Consider the following 17,189-nt stretch of genomic DNA (forward strand, 5'->3'; position numbering starts at 1 on the left):
CATCAATTAAATAATAAAATTATGACAACAAAAAAGACAGTCCTGATTACAGGTGCCAATCAGGGACTTGGATTTGAAACAGCCAAACAATTAGCCGAGCTTGGTTATTATGTTTACATGGGAAGTCGTGATAAATCCAAAGGAATTGCGGCACAACAAAAATTAAATGAATCAGGACTTAGTAATGTGGAGTTTATTGAGATAAACGTAACAGACATCAATTCAATAAAATCGGCAAAGCAGGAATTAGAAGCAAAAACACAACAATTAGATGTGCTAATCAATAATGCAGGCATCTCAGGGGGGATGCCTCAAAATATGTCCACATACGAAATGGAAAATTTGCGGAAAGTGTTTGAAACTAATTTTTTCGGAGCGGTGCAAACAACACAACAGTTTATTGATTTGCTAAAAAAATCTGCCGAACCACGAATAGTAAATGTTTCAAGCGGATTAGGTTCTCTCCATTTTAGTAATTCTCATGATTTTGCATTCTATGCTTACGGATGTTCCAAAACAGCATTAAATGCCTTTACCGTAAGTTTAGCGAAGGAATTTCGGAATACAAATTTCAAAATAAACAGTGTTGAGCCGGGCTACACAGCAACAAACCTCAATCAATATCAAGGCACACAAACCGTAGAAGAAGCTGTTGGTATCATTGTAAAATCTGCAACCCTGGGGCATGATGCACCAACAGGAAAGTTTTTCTGGAAAGAAGGCGAATTTGCCTGGTAAAAAACTACCGCCAGGGGCATTTGCAATAGCATGGCCTGACATTGTAGCTTTTGTTTCAGCAGGCATTACGCTCCGGTACCGGCGTCAGGAATCGAACCTGAAAACTATTCCTGTATAATGATTTAGATATTAGTTTATAAAAAATGAAGTTAGTTCGAAATGAAAAAGGCTTTAAGTTCAACAACTTAAAGCCTTTTCTTTTCAGGTGCCCGGTAGCGGAAGATTTACGAACCAATTGGCATTGATATTTAATAAGTTGCGGAAAATATAGTTTAAATCATTATCTACACATTAAGTGAGTTAAAGGTATCCCATTTATAATATGCTAATTTTTTAACTATAGTAACAGATATATGCTACATCCGTATCACATATTACTTCAAATGATGTGTGTGCGGCTATTTCAAAAGCATCATCCTTCTTGTGTCTTAGCCAGTCGCTGCCGCTCACCCTTGTACTCATGTTACCTGAAATAATTACCATAGTCTCAAGCGAAGAAGTGTTAAATACATAAGTACCCTTTTTCATAACTCCGACGGTTGCTGTCCCTTTCTCTGTTTCGATGCCAAGGCTTTGAACTTTTCCATCAAAATATATATTATGCGAAACCTTATCCGTTATGTCTGAAGAACTATTTGAACTGCTCATAATTTTAATTTATTAAACGTCAATAATTTTTGGATGCCCTAAATTAATTTATTCCATGACAGGGAATTGTAAAAAAATATGAATCGATTTCTTTCCAATAGTTAAAGTTAATATACCTTTCAACCCACCTGTAGTGGTCAAAGTTATTATACTTCACATCAAGCTGTTTTTAAAGTAGGATGTTGATCAGGATTTTCAAGATACTGTGTTCCCCAATCGTCCATTATCTTAATAACAGGAAGTAACGACATCCCTAAATTGGTTAAGGAATATTCAACTTTAGGAGGCAGTACCGGAAAAATTACTTTCTCAATAATACCGTGTTCTTCCAGCTCAGACAGCTGCTGATACAAAACTCTCCTTGTAGCCTTCGGATTTAACCGCTGTAATTCACTTGGTCTTTTTAGTCCTCTGGAAATATTATGGATCAAACACGGTTTCCATTTGCCGCCAATAATTTCCATAATCATAGCCATCCCACAATCCAGGTCCTTGGGAATTTTTCTATTGCTCATACCAATACTGATTTGTAGCATAAAATTAGGCATTAAAAGCATATTAGCTATAGGGATAATTTTAGCCCTATGATATAATGGAGTACGTACTTGTCTGCTATGCACTAAGCCTATAGTTTTGCATTCATTAAAATTTAAACAATGAAAAAATTAAAACTAATAATTAGTTGTATGTTTCTTGCATATACTACTACCGCCCAGGATCAATCAAAAGTATTTACCCAACCCACCAGCTATCATATGTTGTTGGGTGATATTGAAATTATTGCATTTTCCGACGGTAGTATTCCGCTAGACTTAAATAAGGTACTGACAAATACAACGCCTGCTGAAATTGAAAAGCTTACTAAAGACAATTTTCAAACATCAGTGATAGAAGCCTCTGTCAATGCCTATCTCATCAAAACGGCCGGTAAATTAATTTTGGTGGATGCCGGTACTGCGGGGCTTTACGGACCAGCGCTTGGATATCTGCCAGCAAATCTTACTAAAGCAGGTTATAAACCTGAACAGATAGATGCCATATTAATTACCCATATTCACACTGATCATACAGGTGGTCTGATGGATGGAGATAAAATGCTATTCCCAAACGCTACATTGTACGTAAGCAAAAAAGAAGCTGATTATTGGCTGAGTGAGGAAAATTATGCCCATGCGCCTGCCAGATTAAAGAAGTACTTCGATGAAGCCCGTTTAAAAATGACACCTTATGTAAAGGAAGGCAAAGTAAAAACATTTGATTATGGGGCAGAACTTTTTCCTGGTATATTACCTGTTGCAAGCCCGGGACATACACCTGGTCATACTTTTTATCAGGTATCATGTAAAGGTGAGAAAATTATGTTCTGGGGCGATATTATGCATGCTGCCCCAATACAGTTTGCTAACCCTGATGTTACTATTGCTTTTGACGTAGACCCTCAGGCAGCTGCTGCAATGCGGAAAAAAGCATTTCAGGAAGCCGCTAAGGAAAAATATTGGGTAGCAGGAGACCATTTATCATTCCCGGGTATTGGACATATTCGTAAAACAGGGCAGGCGTATATCTGGTATCCTATTATTTACTCAACTACCGGTATAGGGCAATAATGAAAAAACTTTTCAATTTCTATTCAAGTAATAATAATAATTGATAGATTCCGCCGAACCCAAGACATGTTGATAATCAACAAATTGACCCAGAATGAGAAATGTCTTAAAACATAGAACCCGCTACTAGAGCGGGTTCTATATTTCGGTGCCCGGTAGCGGTAGATTATCGAGCCAAATGTTATTGATTATAAATATGTTATATAGGAATTAGATTAATTTATTGGAATAAATCAATCATCTCTTTGTTTTAATTAATGCCCGCAAACCAATTCTCTGTTAATTAATTAAAACTCACTCCCCCTTTGTAAAAGTGAACGGTTCATTAGTTTGAACAGAGCTACCTACTATACTCACAATAATCCTGTAAGTACCTACTGTTAAATTAGGTACATATAACTTTATTTGATTAGCATCATTCGAAATTGATAAGCCATAAATGTTGCCTATGCCAGTTGCAAAATCAACAAATTTAACAAAGGCAGCATTGCCTGGATTTACGTTTGCCAGATTTGTTCCTGTAATAGTCATTTCTGTAAAATAAGTTCCGGAATGAGGAGTGAAAGATGTTATACTGGGGACGATTACCTCAAATAAATCGTTCGCTGTGGCCGTCATGCCAGCCACCACAACCTTGACAGTATATTTTCCTGCGGCCACTCCTTCGGGCACCTTTGTATATAAGTCGGAATGGTCAGGCACACCCAGCTTGGCATCTATAGTAGTATTGCCAAATATGATCTGTGCTGTCTTGTATGATTTTCTGAACCCTTTGCCGCGTATATCATAATATTGTCCGGAGAAACCTGATTTAATGGTGATAGAATCAATAACAGGTGCTTTTAACTGGAAATCACTGGTTGACGTAAGGTTGGTAAGGCCGGAAATAAGTTGAATTTTAGCAGATGCCGCTTCTATTTCATCCGGCACAACGACCTTCACAGAAGTTTCAGCCGCACTCACAACCTGTGCTTGTACATTTCCGAAATTAACCGTTAAAGCATCAGGATTGGTATCAAGATGTTCACCCTCGAGCGTAATTGTATCCCCGATAAATGCAGTTTGAGGCGAAAAACTGGTGAAAGTCGGTGTTCCGGGAAGTATAACCTTGAACAATTCTGGAGCAGAGGCTTTCAATCCTGCCAAGCTTACTGAAATAGCATATTTTCCTGCAGGGATGCTATCCGGTACTTTTATGATTAAACCGGTATGACTTTGATCAATAGCGGTTAGCAGCTTGTCTCCAAAGTATATTTGTGTAAATTTGGTTGAACTGCTGAATCCTTTTCCTGTTATTATTACTTGCTGCCCTGCTACACCTGAATCACAGGAAAGAGATTGAATAACCGGTGCTTTCAGCTTGAAATCGTTAGCTAGTATAATCTCGTTAGTACCTGAATATAAATGAATTTTAACAGCCGATTCTTCAATATTATCGGGTACAACAACTTTTACAGATGTTTCAGATACGCTGATTATATCGACAAGCACTGTTCCGAATTGAATCAATAGTGCTCTAGGGTCGGTGCCGAGATTTTTTCCTGCAATACTAATTGTATCTCCTATAAATGCAGTTAATGTGGAAGGATTTCCATTTGACGGATCGGTAGTTTTATCCTTTTTGCTACATGCAATAAATGAGATTGTGTAAATCAAGACTAAAATAAAGGGGAATCTTTTTTTCATGGTTAATTATTTAAAATTTGAGCGACTCGCTTTTGAGGGATAACCCGAAAGCTTATGTATAATAGAGCGATCATCTTTATTGTAATATTATTCAACCTGATCGTTCTGCTACCTATAAGACAAAGAATTTCCTAAACTTCCTACGTGATATGTTTATGATGATAAAATAAATTTATTGTCTTGATAAAATGGATACTCATTAAATAATTGATTAACGTTAATGTCAGAAAATCTCCAACCCCTTACTGATAAGGATGCTGCATAATTCCTTATGGATAAAGAGGCTTGCCAGGCGGTACAAAAGCAACCTTTTCAGATAAGCAAGGGCATTAGCGAAAACGTTGTGGGGTGAAGTCTTTTTCTGACCACTTACTTTTAATTTGATTATTGGCATACTTCAATTTTATAAAAATTAATGAAGTGCGAAGTTCGCCTTAAAGAACACTTTATTTATTGATGTATGTTAAGAGTTTGATCCTGCTCAAAGATTCGGGTTTAACGCCTAAATAAGAAGCAATGTGGTTTCCCGGATATTGGGAGGACAAGCCTTTAAGTCTTCCTGATGCCGAATTTTTGGGAACATAAAAAACTTATTGGGTATAGAAAACATACACGATCAATTTCGCCTTCCGTTACCAATTTGTTTTATCTTTAATAGATACTAATAATTGTCAGTATGAATACAGAAAGTCTTTTGGTTGATGAACTCAACGCTTTGGACAGGGTGCTCAAGGATGTTGTCGGATTAAACGAGCGATATGTAGCAGAATTCAAGCAAATCATGTTTCGTAAACACTTAAGTAAAAAAGAGTTTCTGATCAGCGAGGGCACTATCTGCAATTTTATCGGAGTTGTTATTTCAGGAGCTATGCGTTCATTTATACGCGCGGGCCAAACAGACGAATTTAATAATGATTTTTATTTTGAGCATGATTTTGTAAGTGCTTACACCAGTTTCTTAACTTCCCAGCCTACAAATTGTAACATCCAGGCCCTAACGGATGTGAATGTAGTTTACATTACCGCAGAGCAATATCAGGGATTGCTTTCACTGGATAATGAATGGTTTAAACTAGGCAAATACATATCTGAAACATTTTTTATCAGGAAGTGTAAACGGGAAACCTCATTTTTAAAGAATACAGCGGCTAAAAGGTTTGAAAGTGTACTGCAGTTATATCCGGGAATTGAGCAACGGGTTTCGCAATATCATATTGCTTCCTATTTGGGCATTAAACCTGAATCCTTGAGCCGGATCAAACTCTTAACATACATCAATAAATAACGGCAATTTAATACGGAGGTTTGTACTTCATTATTTACTAAATACTGAAGTATGCCAATAATCGAATTAAAAGTAAGCGGTCAGGAAGATCCAACTTTAGCGCAAGAACTCATTAACGAAATTAGTCGTCTTACCAAAGAAGTTTTAAAGAAGAAGCCTGAAGTTACAGTAGTCACCGTATCATTTGTCCCGGATTATCTTTGGTTCATTAATTCTGTATCTCTGGCTGTATTAAAAACAAAAAGTTTCCATCTTAATATCAAATTATCGGATTCCAGCAACCTTAAAATTGACAAAGCTGATTATATTCAGGCTGTCCACAAATCCTTAACCTCCCTGCTGAGAAGTATCCATCCTGTAAGTTATACTGCCATTCAGGAAATGAAAGCAGATGCCTATGGTTACGAAGGATTAACGATAGAGTATAAATATATTAATAACCAAAGGAAAAATGATGACATATCCGCTCCCATCGTTTGAAATCAATATTACCTATCATTGACTGGTGTGCGGCACTTAAATTACGGCATTTAGCCAGAAAATATTGAATAAAAAAACTTGATAAACACTATTAATAAATATCAATATGGAAAACTCAAAGCCGTCGCCCATAACCGTTGACCCTAAAGGCGGACAAATATTATCAATCGTAGGCGATAACTATCGCATCCTTGTCTCGGGAAAGCAAACCAACGGTGCATTTGCTGCTATCGACATGCTGATACCTCCTCAAAGCGGCCCGGGACCTCATTCTCATGCCAATTTTTATGAATCTTTTTATATCGTAGATGGCGAGCTGGAGGTTCATTCTGAAGCCGGATCTTATAAGGCAACAAAGGGTTCCTTTGTGGTCATACCTGAAGGTGGTGTAGTGCATTACTTTAAAAATGTAAGTGATAAGGTAGCTCACTTGCTTTGTACAGTAGTCCCTGCCGGGTTGGAAGAATTTTTTGAAGAAATAGGGGAACCTGTGGCTGCCGGTGAATTTCTTCCACCGTTGCCTATGGACACAGAAGCTATAAAAAAACTACAAGCAATCGCTCAAAAACATGGGCAGGTAGTTTATCCGCCAGATTTTCTTGATAAGAAGTAACAAATCTTTTAGATACAGTGATATAGTTAACAACAAACTGAAAATGTCCGATACCGTCTGGCGGATTGGACTATTTTTCAGGCGTAGCGTGCTATTTTAAATTTGGCATCCTGTCGACCTTTGACATATCATTAAAATCTAATCAAATGGCACTTTCCGAAGAAGTATTAAAAACAATAGCCTACGCAGAGGCGCACGGTTATGATAAACTAAACCTTTTGCCGCCGCAACAAACCAGGGATATGATGAAACAGGCACCGGCAAACCCGAACCCGACAGCAGTTGGACAGGTGATCAATACAATAATAGAAAAAGACCAGATCCCGGTAAGAATTTATATCCCCAAAGGAAGCGGCCCCTTCCCGGTGATAACTTATTTTCATGGGGGCGGTTTCGTACTCCTGAGTTTAGATACACATGATGAAATTTGCCGGCAGCTTTGCGCTAATACAGCTGCTGTGGTCATGTCAGTAGATTACAAACTGGCACCAGAGCATCCATACCCCGAGGGGCCGGAAAGTTCTGTTACAGCAACACTTTGGATGCTTGAAAACGCAAAAAAATATAACGCAATTGGCGAAAAAATGGCCGTAGCCGGGGATAGTGCCGGGGGGTATATGGCTCTTTACGTAGCACAAAAATTGACAGCTGCCGGAGTTGTACTCAAGGCCCAATTTGCCACCTATCCAGTAACAGATCACTATTCATCACATCATGCTTCCTGGGAAGAAAATAAGGATGGTTATGTTTTGACTGCGGAAATGATGAAATGGTTTTGGGATAATTATCTAACCGATCCGGCTAAATTCGATGAAGCATCGCCTTTAAGGACGACCGACCTTTCGGGTTTGCCTCCGGCATTGATCATGACGGCAAACTATGATCCCCTGAGAGATGAAGGGAAAGCCTATGCAGATAAGTTGCAAAAGGCAGGTGTCCCTACAGTTTATCAAAATTACGAAAATGTCCATGGATTTTTTGGGACAGGTTCGATAGGACAACAGGCGATGCAGGAAGCCAGTAACTTTTTAAAGGATAAATTAAACAATTAATCATAGTGCAAATAATTTCAAATCAGCAAAAGATCGTAAAGAAAAACGGTGGCTTCGGCATCGAAATACTTTTTCCCGGTAAAGGGATGGGTTCCGAAGATTCGGGTATCGGTACCATTGGACGAATCGACCAGGCAACAGTTACACCCGGTACGCTGGTATCGATGCACCCGCATAAAGATGATGAAATACTAACCTATATTAGAAGTGGCGTTGTTGAGCATAAGGATACAGAAGGGAATATCGAGATTATCACGAATAAAAGATTAATGATGATGAATGCTGGCACACAATTCCAGCATGAAGAGCTGGTTTTGCAAGAGGGTGGTGTGCTTAGTGCCTTACAGATATTTATTCGTCCGGAAATTGGTGGACTGATCCCGAAAGTACAGTTTTATGATTTTCCTGAAGCGATAAGCCGGAATGAATGGCGGGAGGTTGCCGGAAAGGATGATCCGTTTCCTTTACAGATCAGAAGCAATACCTGGATCTATGACATTAGACTGGAACAGGGAAAACAGCAATCACTGCCGGTTTTACCATTAAAAGATGCTACATGCCTGGTGTATTTATTCGACGGACTACTTGCGATCAACGAAAATATCAATATTCAAAAAGGAGAAAGCCTGGTTGTTGAAGACGAGATAATTTAGCTTAAAGCCGTCGAGGATTGCAATATTGTACTATTTGTAACTGATCATAATGCAAGGGTATTTAAAGAAGGTATGTACAGTGGTAACATAAACAGAACAAAATGAAAAAGATAATTTATTCCAAATTCGGCGATGCTGAGGTACTACAAATAGCAGAGGTTCCGATTCCTGTGGTGCAGGCCACAACCATTTTAATTAAAGTTAAAGCAGTATCCATCAATCCTTTGGATTGGAAAATACGCAATGGGGAAATGAAAATAATGTCTGGAAGTAAATTTCCAAAAGGCATAGGAATTGATTTTTCGGGCATTGTTGAAGAGACCGGCACAGCAGCTACTAAATACAATAAAGGTGATGAGGTATTCGGTATACTGGATGTCTTTAAGGGAGAAGCGTTGTCAGAATATCTTACAGTCGAGGAAAAAGATATAGCCATCAAGCCTCGGAATATTTCTTTCGAACAGGCTGCGGCTATGCCCGTCGTAGGTTCTGCCGCGTTGCAGATATTTAAAACTTTAGTAAGCCTGAAAAAAGGGACCGAAATTCTGATCAATGGCGCTTCAGGTGGTATTGGGATGTTCGCTACTCAAATCGCAAAAATGAGTGGTGCCATAGTTACTACTGTAGTAGGCGATAGTGGAATTCCAGCGGGTAAAGATTGGGGTGCGGACTTTGTCGTCAATTATCGGAACGAAGATGTTTTGAAAGGGAACAAACAATATGATGTCGTTATTGACCTATCAGGTAAAATGCCTTTTACTAAAGCAAAACAAATCATGAAGCATTCGTCAGCTTATATACATACTGCCCCCGGACCAAAAGAAATCATCACCTCTTTTTTCATCAACTTGTTTTCAAGTAAGAAATATAAACTACTCATGCTTAAACCCTCCCCAGAATATCTCGCCGAACTTACAGGTTATGCAGAAGATGGAATTGCGATTGTAGTTAGTAAGGTATATCCTTTCAATTTATTTAAAAAGGCTTACACCGAGGTTCCCAACGGTAAATTTATTGGGAAAGCGGTAATTACAATGGATAGGGTGGTTTAAAGATTTTGTCTCATCCGGCTATAGGTTGTTAATCCTGCAATTGGTTTACACACTTTCGCATTATTTTGCACAAGTGCATCCGCTTCTCTCCCACAAAAAAGCCTTGATAGCAATATCCAGGCTTTTTTATTTCCTTGCAAACTGCTGCTGTACCCGTGTAAGACTTTTTCTTGAAATACCAAGATAAGAAGCAATCATATGCAATGGAACACGATTAAAATATCCGGAAAGGAAATTCAGATATCTCTCTTCTATAGTCTGACTGATTTGCATGTATATTCTCCGCTGACTGGCATCATACCCGTGATCACTGAAGTGCTGGGGCATGAGAGTTCCAGTTCAACGAAGTATTACTTGCGGGTAGATGAAGGCTCCCTCTGATTTTCCTGGAAGGGTAACCGTTAGAGAAATACCACAATTTGTGTGTGTGTTTTGAATATGAAAGAGTTGTAGGGTATAGGAAATGCACATAAAAAATAAAACCCGCAACTAGTGCGGGTTTGCTATTTTTGTGCCCAGTAGCAGAGCGTTTTCGAACCAACTTCTGTTGATTATTAATAGGTTATTTTCTTTAATGAAACGGTCGTTCTGAAATTATTGCCTATTTCTGATATTATCTTCGGTTTGATAAATTTGCTGTATTAGATTCAAATTATTAGAGGATTTTCCTGTTTTCTTACGTGACTTTACTTTAATAACCATAATCCTTTAGTTTTGAAATACAACTCGCATCAATCCAGAAATTAAAAGTCTTGTAATGAGAATACTTTGATTTTTTTTGAGCGGAACGGCAAATTGAATAGAAGACAATATCTTCCATTATCAATAATGGAAGTTCATTTACTCGTGAACAAATTTTTCTTTTCTAATGGCTTAAAAATCTTAATTTAAAGGTTATAACATCAATGAATGGCAATCGTTCGTCCCCGACTTAATGACTTCTACAATATTCCTTTAAAGCAAGAGGACATAGATTTTGCACTTCCTTTTCTAGATGAAGATATTCCTTTATATGTTGATCCCTTTCTTCTTTGGAAAATTCCTTCACAGCAGGATAACGGATTACATTTAGCTGTTGTGTCAGCATTCAATGCCATTGGAAATCAATTTATTAAAGGAAAGGAACAAGAGGCAATCCAAACCTTGATTGACCTGACGGAGTGTGATGAGGCAGGACTTGGCAATTCAAAAACCAGAACGGGGAAAAAATTAGGTGTTAAAGCATCTGAAGAAATTCTTGAGCTATTTAAAAATATACCTCAAATTAAAAATAATGGTTTTGAACACTTTGAGGAAGTCCAGCTTTTGGTAGAGGGCATTTCAAAGGATCGGATTAGTGATATTACGTGTTCTCTAATAAAATCTTTTTTAGTCGACTATACATTAGAAAAATGTGATAAATACAAGTTTCCCTTTGAAAAATGTTCTGTACCAATATTTAATATACAAAAGCTGAAAATCATTTTAGAGGAGACTTATCTACCGGTTAATCCTGACACTCAATAGCCAATTATATTGGTGCCCAAACGATGGCTGCGTTACAACCCATGGCTTAACTACGAAGATTACTTTGATAACTATTATATAAAAGATCATCAAAAGACCTTTGGAAATAGATTAAATCGAGTTCAACTTCTTGATTTCAACAGGCACAACTATGATATGGTTAATGCCTATACTCGTCAGAAAGTCGGGAACCAGCAAAGTTGTGTTAACGACCCGCTTTTTACACAAATTCCAGTCCTATCCGCAAAAAGAAAATCAGAAACGATTGTGGGATTGCCAACAGGAAAAGATCAAAATGCCGACCGCAAATATGAGGACAATATGGTTTCGGTATTGGCCTCCATGCTCTATCCTTATTTGGACTTTGCACAGGAACAAAGTCGCACAGAAAGTGGCTTACATATACGCGATATTATTTTTTATAACAATCGATCATATGATTTTTTAACAGAAATATACGATAAATATGAAGCTACGCAGCTGGTAATAGAACTCAAAAATGTCAAGACACTAGAGCGGGATCACCTAAACCAATTAAATCGATATTTATCAGACCAATTCGGACGATTTGGGATTTTATTTACCAGAAATGCAGCACCCAAAAACATCTACGACAATACTATTAATCTGTGGTCTGCACATAGAAAATGCATTTTAATATTGGATGATTCTGATCTCGTTATGATGGCTGATATGTACGAAAATAAACAACGAGACCCAATTGATGTTATTAAAAGGAAATACATCCAATTTACACGTGATTGCCCATCATAAAAAGATAAATATGACAGAGGAGGAAATTAGCAATTTTGAAAAAATACAGGCGCAAACTCAAAGTTTCCATGATGAAATGAGCGCACTGGCAAGGAAAACGCCAAACGCTGCAATTAACAAATTTAAAATTAAGTTCATAAACAAGGCGCTGGCGGAATGTAACGATATACTGGGCCAGGGCTATAGTCCCTTTGAAGATTTTGATTTGTTTGATGAGGATGAACTACCCTCTAGCAGTGATGTTGCTATGATGCTGGGGCAATATCTAAGTTGCTTAGAAAAAAAGAGAGCAGATAACATATATGTCCGTGGAGGATATTATTATTGGATTGGAACTGAAATTCGGACCTTAATGCCAGAGAAAATTAATCGAAAAAAATAACCAAATGGCAGGAAAAGATATTACGAGAGCCAACATTACTGAATACACTCTCATTCAACCGATGTTGCAAGCTGTTTATGAAGAGTTTAAAGAGTTTTCAAAGAAGAAACAAGACGGTGTAATCAATAAAATTAAGATTAAGCACGTAAATCGCATTCTAGAAAGAGTAATGGCGTTGCTTGCAGGAGAATCGACAACCGCTTTTCTTGATTTGGTTGAAGAAGACGCTATTCCAACAAATAGTGATGTAGTATTAATAATAACGCAATTTGTAACAGCGCTGAATAAATTTAAAAACGACCATCAAAGCTTGCATTCTGGTTATTACAGATGGAATGTAATGGAAGAAGTAGATGGAGATCAAGATGATGTCGAGGATGAAGGTCTTGCTGACGAAGATGATGAAAACGAGCTCTAATATGTAATAGTTCTGATTTATTCCGACAGTCGGTTACCAATTGGTCTAGGCAATAGTTAGGTTATAAGAATATGAACTTGGTTTATTAGCTCTTGATCGAACCAACTTGGGATTGAATATGAAAGACTTATAAAATAGAATGAAATAATTGAAAACACAAAACCCGCTCGTAGAGCGGGTTTTGTGTTTTTTGTGCCCACTACCGGTAAGTATTCGATTGCGCTGTGCAAAGTCCGTGAGGTGGGGATTTACAAATGAAACACCTCGAAATTACCCGGCAGGTAAGCACCCCTGCCCGACAAGGTCTAGTCAACCACCGGAAGCGAGTCTTGCGTAGTCATTAGAGATGATGGCACGAAGCGTAGACAGCGACTGCTGAAGGTATGCGATAGAGCCTCGAAACTTACGGAACGTTGAAGCCTTGGTAGTTCGAAATATTAAGGCAACATCAAACCTGCGCTATTGACGAGCAGGGGCGATTCGACCGGGGTCTGAGAACATATCAAAGGCAGACAGGGGTAATACGGGAACACAGGAGGGCCTAACGTCTCCGAGCGAATGTCGGTTTATAATGGATTTACCGAACAAGAACAATCCAGGCTTGCAGGGTACATATCGCCACCATGTAAAGCGCAAAGAAAAGGCGATATCGGAAGGTATCTGAACCGAGAGAGATCGAAGGTAAGGAGAAGGACGAAGGCAGTCTTAGCATCCTCATAGTACTGTTTGAAAGGTGGGAAATCAGCTCTATGAAAGCCACTCAGTAAGGAAGGGGGATGTCTATTTATGGAACTGCATCTTAGCAACACTAAATGTACCAGAGACATGAAAGAAGTGTTAACAGTAGAGATGCAGATAGCGGCAAGGGCAAGGAAATATCCGGGAGAAGCCTTGACTAACCTGCATGAGTTTATTGATGTCGGACTATTGAATGCATGCTTCGATTCCCTGAATAAGAAAGGGGCAAGCGGAGTAGATGCAGAGAAATGGATCGATTACAATGGACAAAGAAATGAAAGAATACCTCAGGTATTAACGGCTTTCAGGAGCTATACCTACCGTGCGCCTAATATCCGGCGGGTATTTATACCGAAAGGAAATGGGAAACTACGGCCATTAGGTCTTCCTACCGTGGAAGATAAGCTGTTGCAGACAGCGGTATCGAGAGTTCTGACACCGGTATATGAGGACATATTCTATCAGCATTCCTATGGGTTTAGACCAGGCAAATCCCAGCACCAGGCATTGGAAGAATTGTCCAGAGAAGTGAGTGTAAACGAGATGCGCTACATCATAGATGCTGACATGCAAAACTACTTTGGGAGTATCAATCACCAATACCTGCGGGAGTTCCTTGACCTGAAGATAAAAGATGGTGTGATCAGGAAAATGATCGATAAATGGCTGAAGGCTGGAATATTAGAAAACGGACAAGTGATGTATCCAACGGAAGGTACACCTCAGGGAGGTAGCATCTCTCCGTTGATCAGTAACGTTTTTCTACACTATGTTCTGGACGAATGGTTCAAAGAACAAATCCAGCGATTACTGAAAGGTAGCAGTTTTATCACCCGCTTTGCAGATGACTTTTTGTTAGGTTTTACCAACAAGGAAGACGCAATACGAGTGATGGAAGTACTACCGAAGCGATTAGGGAAATTTGGATTGACATTTCACCCTGAAAAGACCAGATTGATTGATCTGGGAGAAGTAGAGGGAGAGGATAAACATCCAAAGAAGACGTTTGACTTTTTAGGCTTTACCCATTACATGAGTAAAAGCAGGAAAGGAAAACTTATTCTGAAACGCAAAACAAGCAGTAAGAAACTGAATCTGGCATTGAAACGATTGAGTGATTGGATTAAGTTTTATAGACATAAACTTCCCATTGCGGAACTTATGGGAGAACTGAACCAAAAGCTACGCAGTCACTATGCTTATTACGGTATGACCTTTAACTATAGAAAGCTACACACATACTATAACCGGACAAAACATTTGCTCCATAAATGGTTAAACCATCGTGGCGGAAAACGTGTCTGGACGTGGAATAAAATTGCAAAGCTGACTACAGAATGGATACCTCTTGTAAGACCGAAAATCTATCACAGTCATCAATTAGCGAAGCCATAAATAGAGGAACCGTGTGCAGGAAAGCTGCTCGCACGGGACTGTGGGGGAGCGGGGGAGGTAACGAACCGCTCTACCTGGAACCAATTATTTTGATTATCAATAAGTTAAGTGATATTAAGTTTTAAAAACGAGTTGCTTTGTGTACGAATGTGAATCTATAACTCCTAATTTGTCAGACCCAGTATTAGCTATTACAACTTATCACCAGGAATTCGAGAGAAACGTAACCAAATTGATATTGCAGCTTAACTGAGTATCCATTTTATTGTTGCAATTCCACTACAAGGTTCAGGTATAAATAGAATCTACGATATGTGTTTTTCGTAGTATATTTATTATCATATGATTTTGTCATTTAATTCGACTATGAAAATTACGCCACTTCCCCCGATAACTTATGTTATATCAGCCTGTATTTTGTCAGTTTGTGAGATGGTACAAATTTTTGAATGGTATGTTTATGAAGAATTTGCACCCCTTAATAATACTTTAGAGGCAGATTTATCTCTGAGTGGACATCCATTTTATCATTTGTCTTCATTTTTAATGTTACTATCTTTTTTCGCTTTATTATATCCTTTTGTGGTTATTTGTATTCATAATTTTACAGCATCACCGGTGGCATCGATGATGGCATTTTTAGGATTATTTATTTTCTGCTTATTTCAAATCTATTTGTTATCCATCCAGGTATTTTATATGCAAATGGGGTTATCATGGTTTCTCATCCAGACGAATGGGCCTGGTGTACATGAACATGGTGTGGTAGAACATTTAAGGTATCAGGAACTCAGAATGAGTTTGTATTTTCCATTGATATTTTCTCAGCTAATAGCTTCTGTCATACTGGCTTTTACTATTAAAGTGAAGGCTAAGACAGATATGCTTCTTAAATATGCATTTGGAATAAATGCATTATACCTAGCTTGGTATTTAATAAAGATGTATCGCAGTCTGTTTTATTTTGGTGATTTTTATAGTGGAATATATTCTCCGGTTACTATCATTGTTTATTTCCTCTTATTGGTATGGTTTATAGTTAATAGCCGAAAACCTGAACAACCTTTTGATATGAAGCATCGTACTACCTAAATAATTTTGCCCACTACTTATCTCTGTTTAAACTGAAGTAACACGGATGCCGCCACATCGCAAAGACGTTTTCCGTTCAATACAATTTTATGAAAATTCGACTTCTAATATTATTCATACTTACACCGGTACTATTATACTCACAAAACAGTACAAAGTTTGACGCGACAATAAATTTCTTTCGAGAGCGAGAAATCAAATTAAATACAGTGATACCTCCTCCTGGCTTCAAGGTCTATTATAATTGTGACTCACTACTTTTTATGAGAGGCAATTTTGGGGACACAATAAAAATATGGACATCTGGTAGTGATTCGTATCAAAGTCTTATCCAGTTCAAAGACATCATTAAAAATCAAAGCTTTGGTATAACTCAGTTTGTAAAGAGTATTGACAATGATGGACGAATCTATGTTTCTACCTATCATCAAACAGAATTTATCTATCGCAATGATTCGCTTTTTGAAATGGGGAACTCGAATCCACCAGCATCAGAACCATTAACTCAACTATTTGACCAATATTTTTTTAAAAAACAAATAGACAAGAATACCTATGAAGCTCGTTTAGACAGCCTTCACGAAATTGAAGAAAAGCAAGCTGTTTATACCCCCAAGTTGATTTTTAGTGAAAAGATGTTTCAAAATAAAAAGGAAGTGACCCCTTCTAAGAAACTAAATTTTGAAGGTGATACAATTGAATTAGAAAATAAATGGACTGAGAATGGAAAAACATGCTATCTGATAAGGATTAACAATAAAACTAAAGATGGCGAAAAAACAACCTACGCATATGCAATTGACGAAAATGTGAGATTCATACAATGGGAAGGATGTACTGTCAAATGACTTAAGAAAATCGCATATAACAAGGGAATCTAGAATATGTCAATAAATAGTCTATAATTGGGGATTTTCAAAGCCATTCCTGGAATCGAACCTTTGTATGGTTGTCTATGAATGAGTTATAAGATAAATAGAATTGACCTTAAATAAGAAACCCGCTCATAGAGCGGGTTTCTTATTTAAGGTGCCCAGAACTGGAATACTATCCTGCTGGTTATTAATATC

At 38.0% G+C, this 17,189-nt stretch carries 19 protein-coding genes; 15 read left to right on the forward strand and 4 right to left on the reverse strand.

The window, feature by feature from the left end; translation table 11 throughout:
- Positions 1-21 precede the first annotated feature (21 nt).
- Positions 22-738: an SDR family oxidoreductase gene (locus tag BMW86_RS30340; RefSeq protein ID WP_089787403.1), complete on the forward strand. Its 717-nt coding sequence runs from the start codon at positions 22-24 to the stop codon at positions 736-738.
- Between the two features lie 333 nt (positions 739-1,071).
- Here the strand turns inward: BMW86_RS30340 and BMW86_RS30345 are convergent, their stop codons facing one another.
- Positions 1,072-1,386, reverse strand: coding sequence for a pyrimidine/purine nucleoside phosphorylase (locus tag BMW86_RS30345; RefSeq protein ID WP_089787405.1), 315 nt, complete (start codon positions 1,384-1,386; stop codon positions 1,072-1,074).
- A gap of 158 nt (positions 1,387-1,544) precedes the next feature.
- The gene (locus BMW86_RS30350; protein WP_089788273.1) at positions 1,545-1,901 is read right to left on the reverse strand and encodes a winged helix-turn-helix transcriptional regulator; all 357 of its coding nucleotides are present in this window, start codon (positions 1,899-1,901) and stop codon (positions 1,545-1,547) included.
- A gap of 171 nt (positions 1,902-2,072) precedes the next feature.
- On the opposite strand from BMW86_RS30350, the gene BMW86_RS30355 reads away from it, so the two are divergent.
- Positions 2,073-2,993, forward strand: a complete 921-nt coding sequence (locus BMW86_RS30355) for an MBL fold metallo-hydrolase (protein WP_255373046.1) — start codon at positions 2,073-2,075, stop codon at positions 2,991-2,993.
- A gap of 294 nt (positions 2,994-3,287) precedes the next feature.
- Here BMW86_RS30355 and BMW86_RS30360 read toward each other — a convergent pair whose 3' ends face one another.
- Positions 3,288-4,679, reverse strand: coding sequence for an IPT/TIG domain-containing protein (locus BMW86_RS30360; protein WP_089787409.1), 1,392 nt, complete (start codon positions 4,677-4,679; stop codon positions 3,288-3,290).
- A gap of 676 nt (positions 4,680-5,355) precedes the next feature.
- Here BMW86_RS30360 and BMW86_RS30370 point away from each other — a divergent pair.
- From BMW86_RS30370 to BMW86_RS30395, 6 genes are all read left to right on the forward strand, one after another.
- Positions 5,356-5,964 (forward strand): Crp/Fnr family transcriptional regulator, encoded by a 609-nt coding sequence (locus tag BMW86_RS30370; protein ID WP_089787411.1) that lies wholly within the window; start codon positions 5,356-5,358, stop codon positions 5,962-5,964.
- Between the two features lie 51 nt (positions 5,965-6,015).
- The gene (locus tag BMW86_RS30375; protein ID WP_089787412.1) at positions 6,016-6,444 is read left to right on the forward strand and encodes a 4-oxalocrotonate tautomerase; all 429 of its coding nucleotides are present in this window, start codon (positions 6,016-6,018) and stop codon (positions 6,442-6,444) included.
- 106 nt (positions 6,445-6,550) lie between these two features.
- Positions 6,551-7,057: a cupin domain-containing protein gene (locus tag BMW86_RS30380; protein WP_089787414.1), complete on the forward strand. Its 507-nt coding sequence runs from the start codon at positions 6,551-6,553 to the stop codon at positions 7,055-7,057.
- A 146-nt stretch (positions 7,058-7,203) separates the two neighbouring features.
- Positions 7,204-8,109: an alpha/beta hydrolase gene (locus BMW86_RS30385; protein ID WP_089787416.1), complete on the forward strand. Its 906-nt coding sequence runs from the start codon at positions 7,204-7,206 to the stop codon at positions 8,107-8,109.
- Between the two features lie 5 nt (positions 8,110-8,114).
- Positions 8,115-8,762: a pirin family protein gene (locus tag BMW86_RS30390; protein ID WP_218149261.1), complete on the forward strand. Its 648-nt coding sequence runs from the start codon at positions 8,115-8,117 to the stop codon at positions 8,760-8,762.
- A gap of 101 nt (positions 8,763-8,863) precedes the next feature.
- Positions 8,864-9,814 carry an NAD(P)-dependent alcohol dehydrogenase gene (locus tag BMW86_RS30395; protein WP_089787418.1) on the forward strand — a complete coding sequence of 317 codons (951 nt, stop codon included), beginning with the start codon at positions 8,864-8,866 and terminating at the stop codon, positions 9,812-9,814.
- 126 nt (positions 9,815-9,940) lie between these two features.
- On the opposite strand, the gene BMW86_RS30400 is transcribed toward BMW86_RS30395, so the two are convergent.
- The gene (locus BMW86_RS30400; RefSeq protein WP_089787420.1) at positions 9,941-10,141 is read right to left on the reverse strand and encodes a cyclic nucleotide-binding domain-containing protein; all 201 of its coding nucleotides are present in this window, start codon (positions 10,139-10,141) and stop codon (positions 9,941-9,943) included.
- Between the two features lie 582 nt (positions 10,142-10,723).
- On the opposite strand from BMW86_RS30400, the gene BMW86_RS33110 reads away from it, so the two are divergent.
- The 7 genes from BMW86_RS33110 to BMW86_RS30430 all read left to right on the forward strand — a co-directional run bounded on the left by BMW86_RS33110 (position 10,724) and on the right by BMW86_RS30430 (position 16,967).
- Positions 10,724-11,320 carry a hypothetical protein gene (locus tag BMW86_RS33110; protein ID WP_218149262.1) on the forward strand — a complete coding sequence of 199 codons (597 nt, stop codon included), beginning with the start codon at positions 10,724-10,726 and terminating at the stop codon, positions 11,318-11,320.
- 12 nt (positions 11,321-11,332) lie between these two features.
- Positions 11,333-12,094 (forward strand): hypothetical protein, encoded by a 762-nt coding sequence (locus BMW86_RS33115; protein WP_218149263.1) that lies wholly within the window; start codon positions 11,333-11,335, stop codon positions 12,092-12,094.
- A 10-nt stretch (positions 12,095-12,104) separates the two neighbouring features.
- Entirely contained in the window at positions 12,105-12,476 is a 372-nt protein-coding gene (locus tag BMW86_RS30410; RefSeq protein WP_089787422.1) for a hypothetical protein, read from the forward strand.
- A 4-nt stretch (positions 12,477-12,480) separates the two neighbouring features.
- Positions 12,481-12,894, forward strand: coding sequence for a hypothetical protein (locus BMW86_RS30415; RefSeq protein ID WP_089787424.1), 414 nt, complete (start codon positions 12,481-12,483; stop codon positions 12,892-12,894).
- An 825-nt stretch (positions 12,895-13,719) separates the two neighbouring features.
- Positions 13,720-15,027, forward strand: a complete 1,308-nt coding sequence (gene ltrA / locus BMW86_RS30420) for a group II intron reverse transcriptase/maturase (protein ID WP_089788275.1) — start codon at positions 13,720-13,722, stop codon at positions 15,025-15,027.
- A 366-nt stretch (positions 15,028-15,393) separates the two neighbouring features.
- The gene (locus BMW86_RS30425) at positions 15,394-16,119 is read left to right on the forward strand and encodes a hypothetical protein (RefSeq protein ID WP_143056740.1); all 726 of its coding nucleotides are present in this window, start codon (positions 15,394-15,396) and stop codon (positions 16,117-16,119) included.
- Positions 16,120-16,382: 263 nt separating this feature from the next.
- Complete coding sequence (locus tag BMW86_RS30430) at positions 16,383-16,967, forward strand: hypothetical protein (protein ID WP_143056741.1); 585 nt, start codon at positions 16,383-16,385, stop codon at positions 16,965-16,967.
- Positions 16,968-17,189 lie beyond the last annotated feature (222 nt).

This window comes from Chitinophaga sp. YR573 (assembly GCF_900110995.1).
Classification (GTDB): Bacteria; Bacteroidota; Bacteroidia; order Chitinophagales; family Chitinophagaceae; genus Chitinophaga.

What these genes read in the sequence shown, in the direction of transcription:
- BMW86_RS30380 (WP_089787414.1), top strand. Translation starts at nt 6,551, where the DNA reads ATGGAAAACTCAAAGCCGTCGCCCATAACCGTTGACCCTAAAGGCGGA.
- BMW86_RS30410 (WP_089787422.1), top strand. Translation starts at nt 12,105, where the DNA reads ATGACAGAGGAGGAAATTAGCAATTTTGAAAAAATACAGGCGCAAACT.
- BMW86_RS30345 (WP_089787405.1), bottom strand. Translation starts at nt 1,386, where the DNA reads ATGAGCAGTTCAAATAGTTCTTCAGACATAACGGATAAGGTTTCGCAT.
- BMW86_RS30340 (WP_089787403.1), top strand. Translation starts at nt 22, where the DNA reads ATGACAACAAAAAAGACAGTCCTGATTACAGGTGCCAATCAGGGACTT.
- BMW86_RS30385 (WP_089787416.1), top strand. Translation starts at nt 7,204, where the DNA reads ATGGCACTTTCCGAAGAAGTATTAAAAACAATAGCCTACGCAGAGGCG.
- BMW86_RS30370 (WP_089787411.1), top strand. Translation starts at nt 5,356, where the DNA reads ATGAATACAGAAAGTCTTTTGGTTGATGAACTCAACGCTTTGGACAGG.
- BMW86_RS30415 (WP_089787424.1), top strand. Translation starts at nt 12,481, where the DNA reads ATGGCAGGAAAAGATATTACGAGAGCCAACATTACTGAATACACTCTC.
- BMW86_RS30425 (WP_143056740.1), top strand. Translation starts at nt 15,394, where the DNA reads ATGAAAATTACGCCACTTCCCCCGATAACTTATGTTATATCAGCCTGT.
- BMW86_RS30395 (WP_089787418.1), top strand. Translation starts at nt 8,864, where the DNA reads ATGAAAAAGATAATTTATTCCAAATTCGGCGATGCTGAGGTACTACAA.
- BMW86_RS30375 (WP_089787412.1), top strand. Translation starts at nt 6,016, where the DNA reads ATGCCAATAATCGAATTAAAAGTAAGCGGTCAGGAAGATCCAACTTTA.
- BMW86_RS30430 (WP_143056741.1), top strand. Translation starts at nt 16,383, where the DNA reads ATGAGAGGCAATTTTGGGGACACAATAAAAATATGGACATCTGGTAGT.
- BMW86_RS30400 (WP_089787420.1), bottom strand. Translation starts at nt 10,141, where the DNA reads ATGCCCCAGCACTTCAGTGATCACGGGTATGATGCCAGTCAGCGGAGA.
- BMW86_RS30355 (WP_255373046.1), top strand. Translation starts at nt 2,073, where the DNA reads ATGTTTCTTGCATATACTACTACCGCCCAGGATCAATCAAAAGTATTT.
- BMW86_RS30350 (WP_089788273.1), bottom strand. Translation starts at nt 1,901, where the DNA reads ATGAGCAATAGAAAAATTCCCAAGGACCTGGATTGTGGGATGGCTATG.
- BMW86_RS33110 (WP_218149262.1), top strand. Translation starts at nt 10,724, where the DNA reads ATGGCAATCGTTCGTCCCCGACTTAATGACTTCTACAATATTCCTTTA.
- BMW86_RS30360 (WP_089787409.1), bottom strand. Translation starts at nt 4,679, where the DNA reads ATGAAAAAAAGATTCCCCTTTATTTTAGTCTTGATTTACACAATCTCA.
- ltrA (WP_089788275.1), top strand. Translation starts at nt 13,720, where the DNA reads ATGAAAGAAGTGTTAACAGTAGAGATGCAGATAGCGGCAAGGGCAAGG.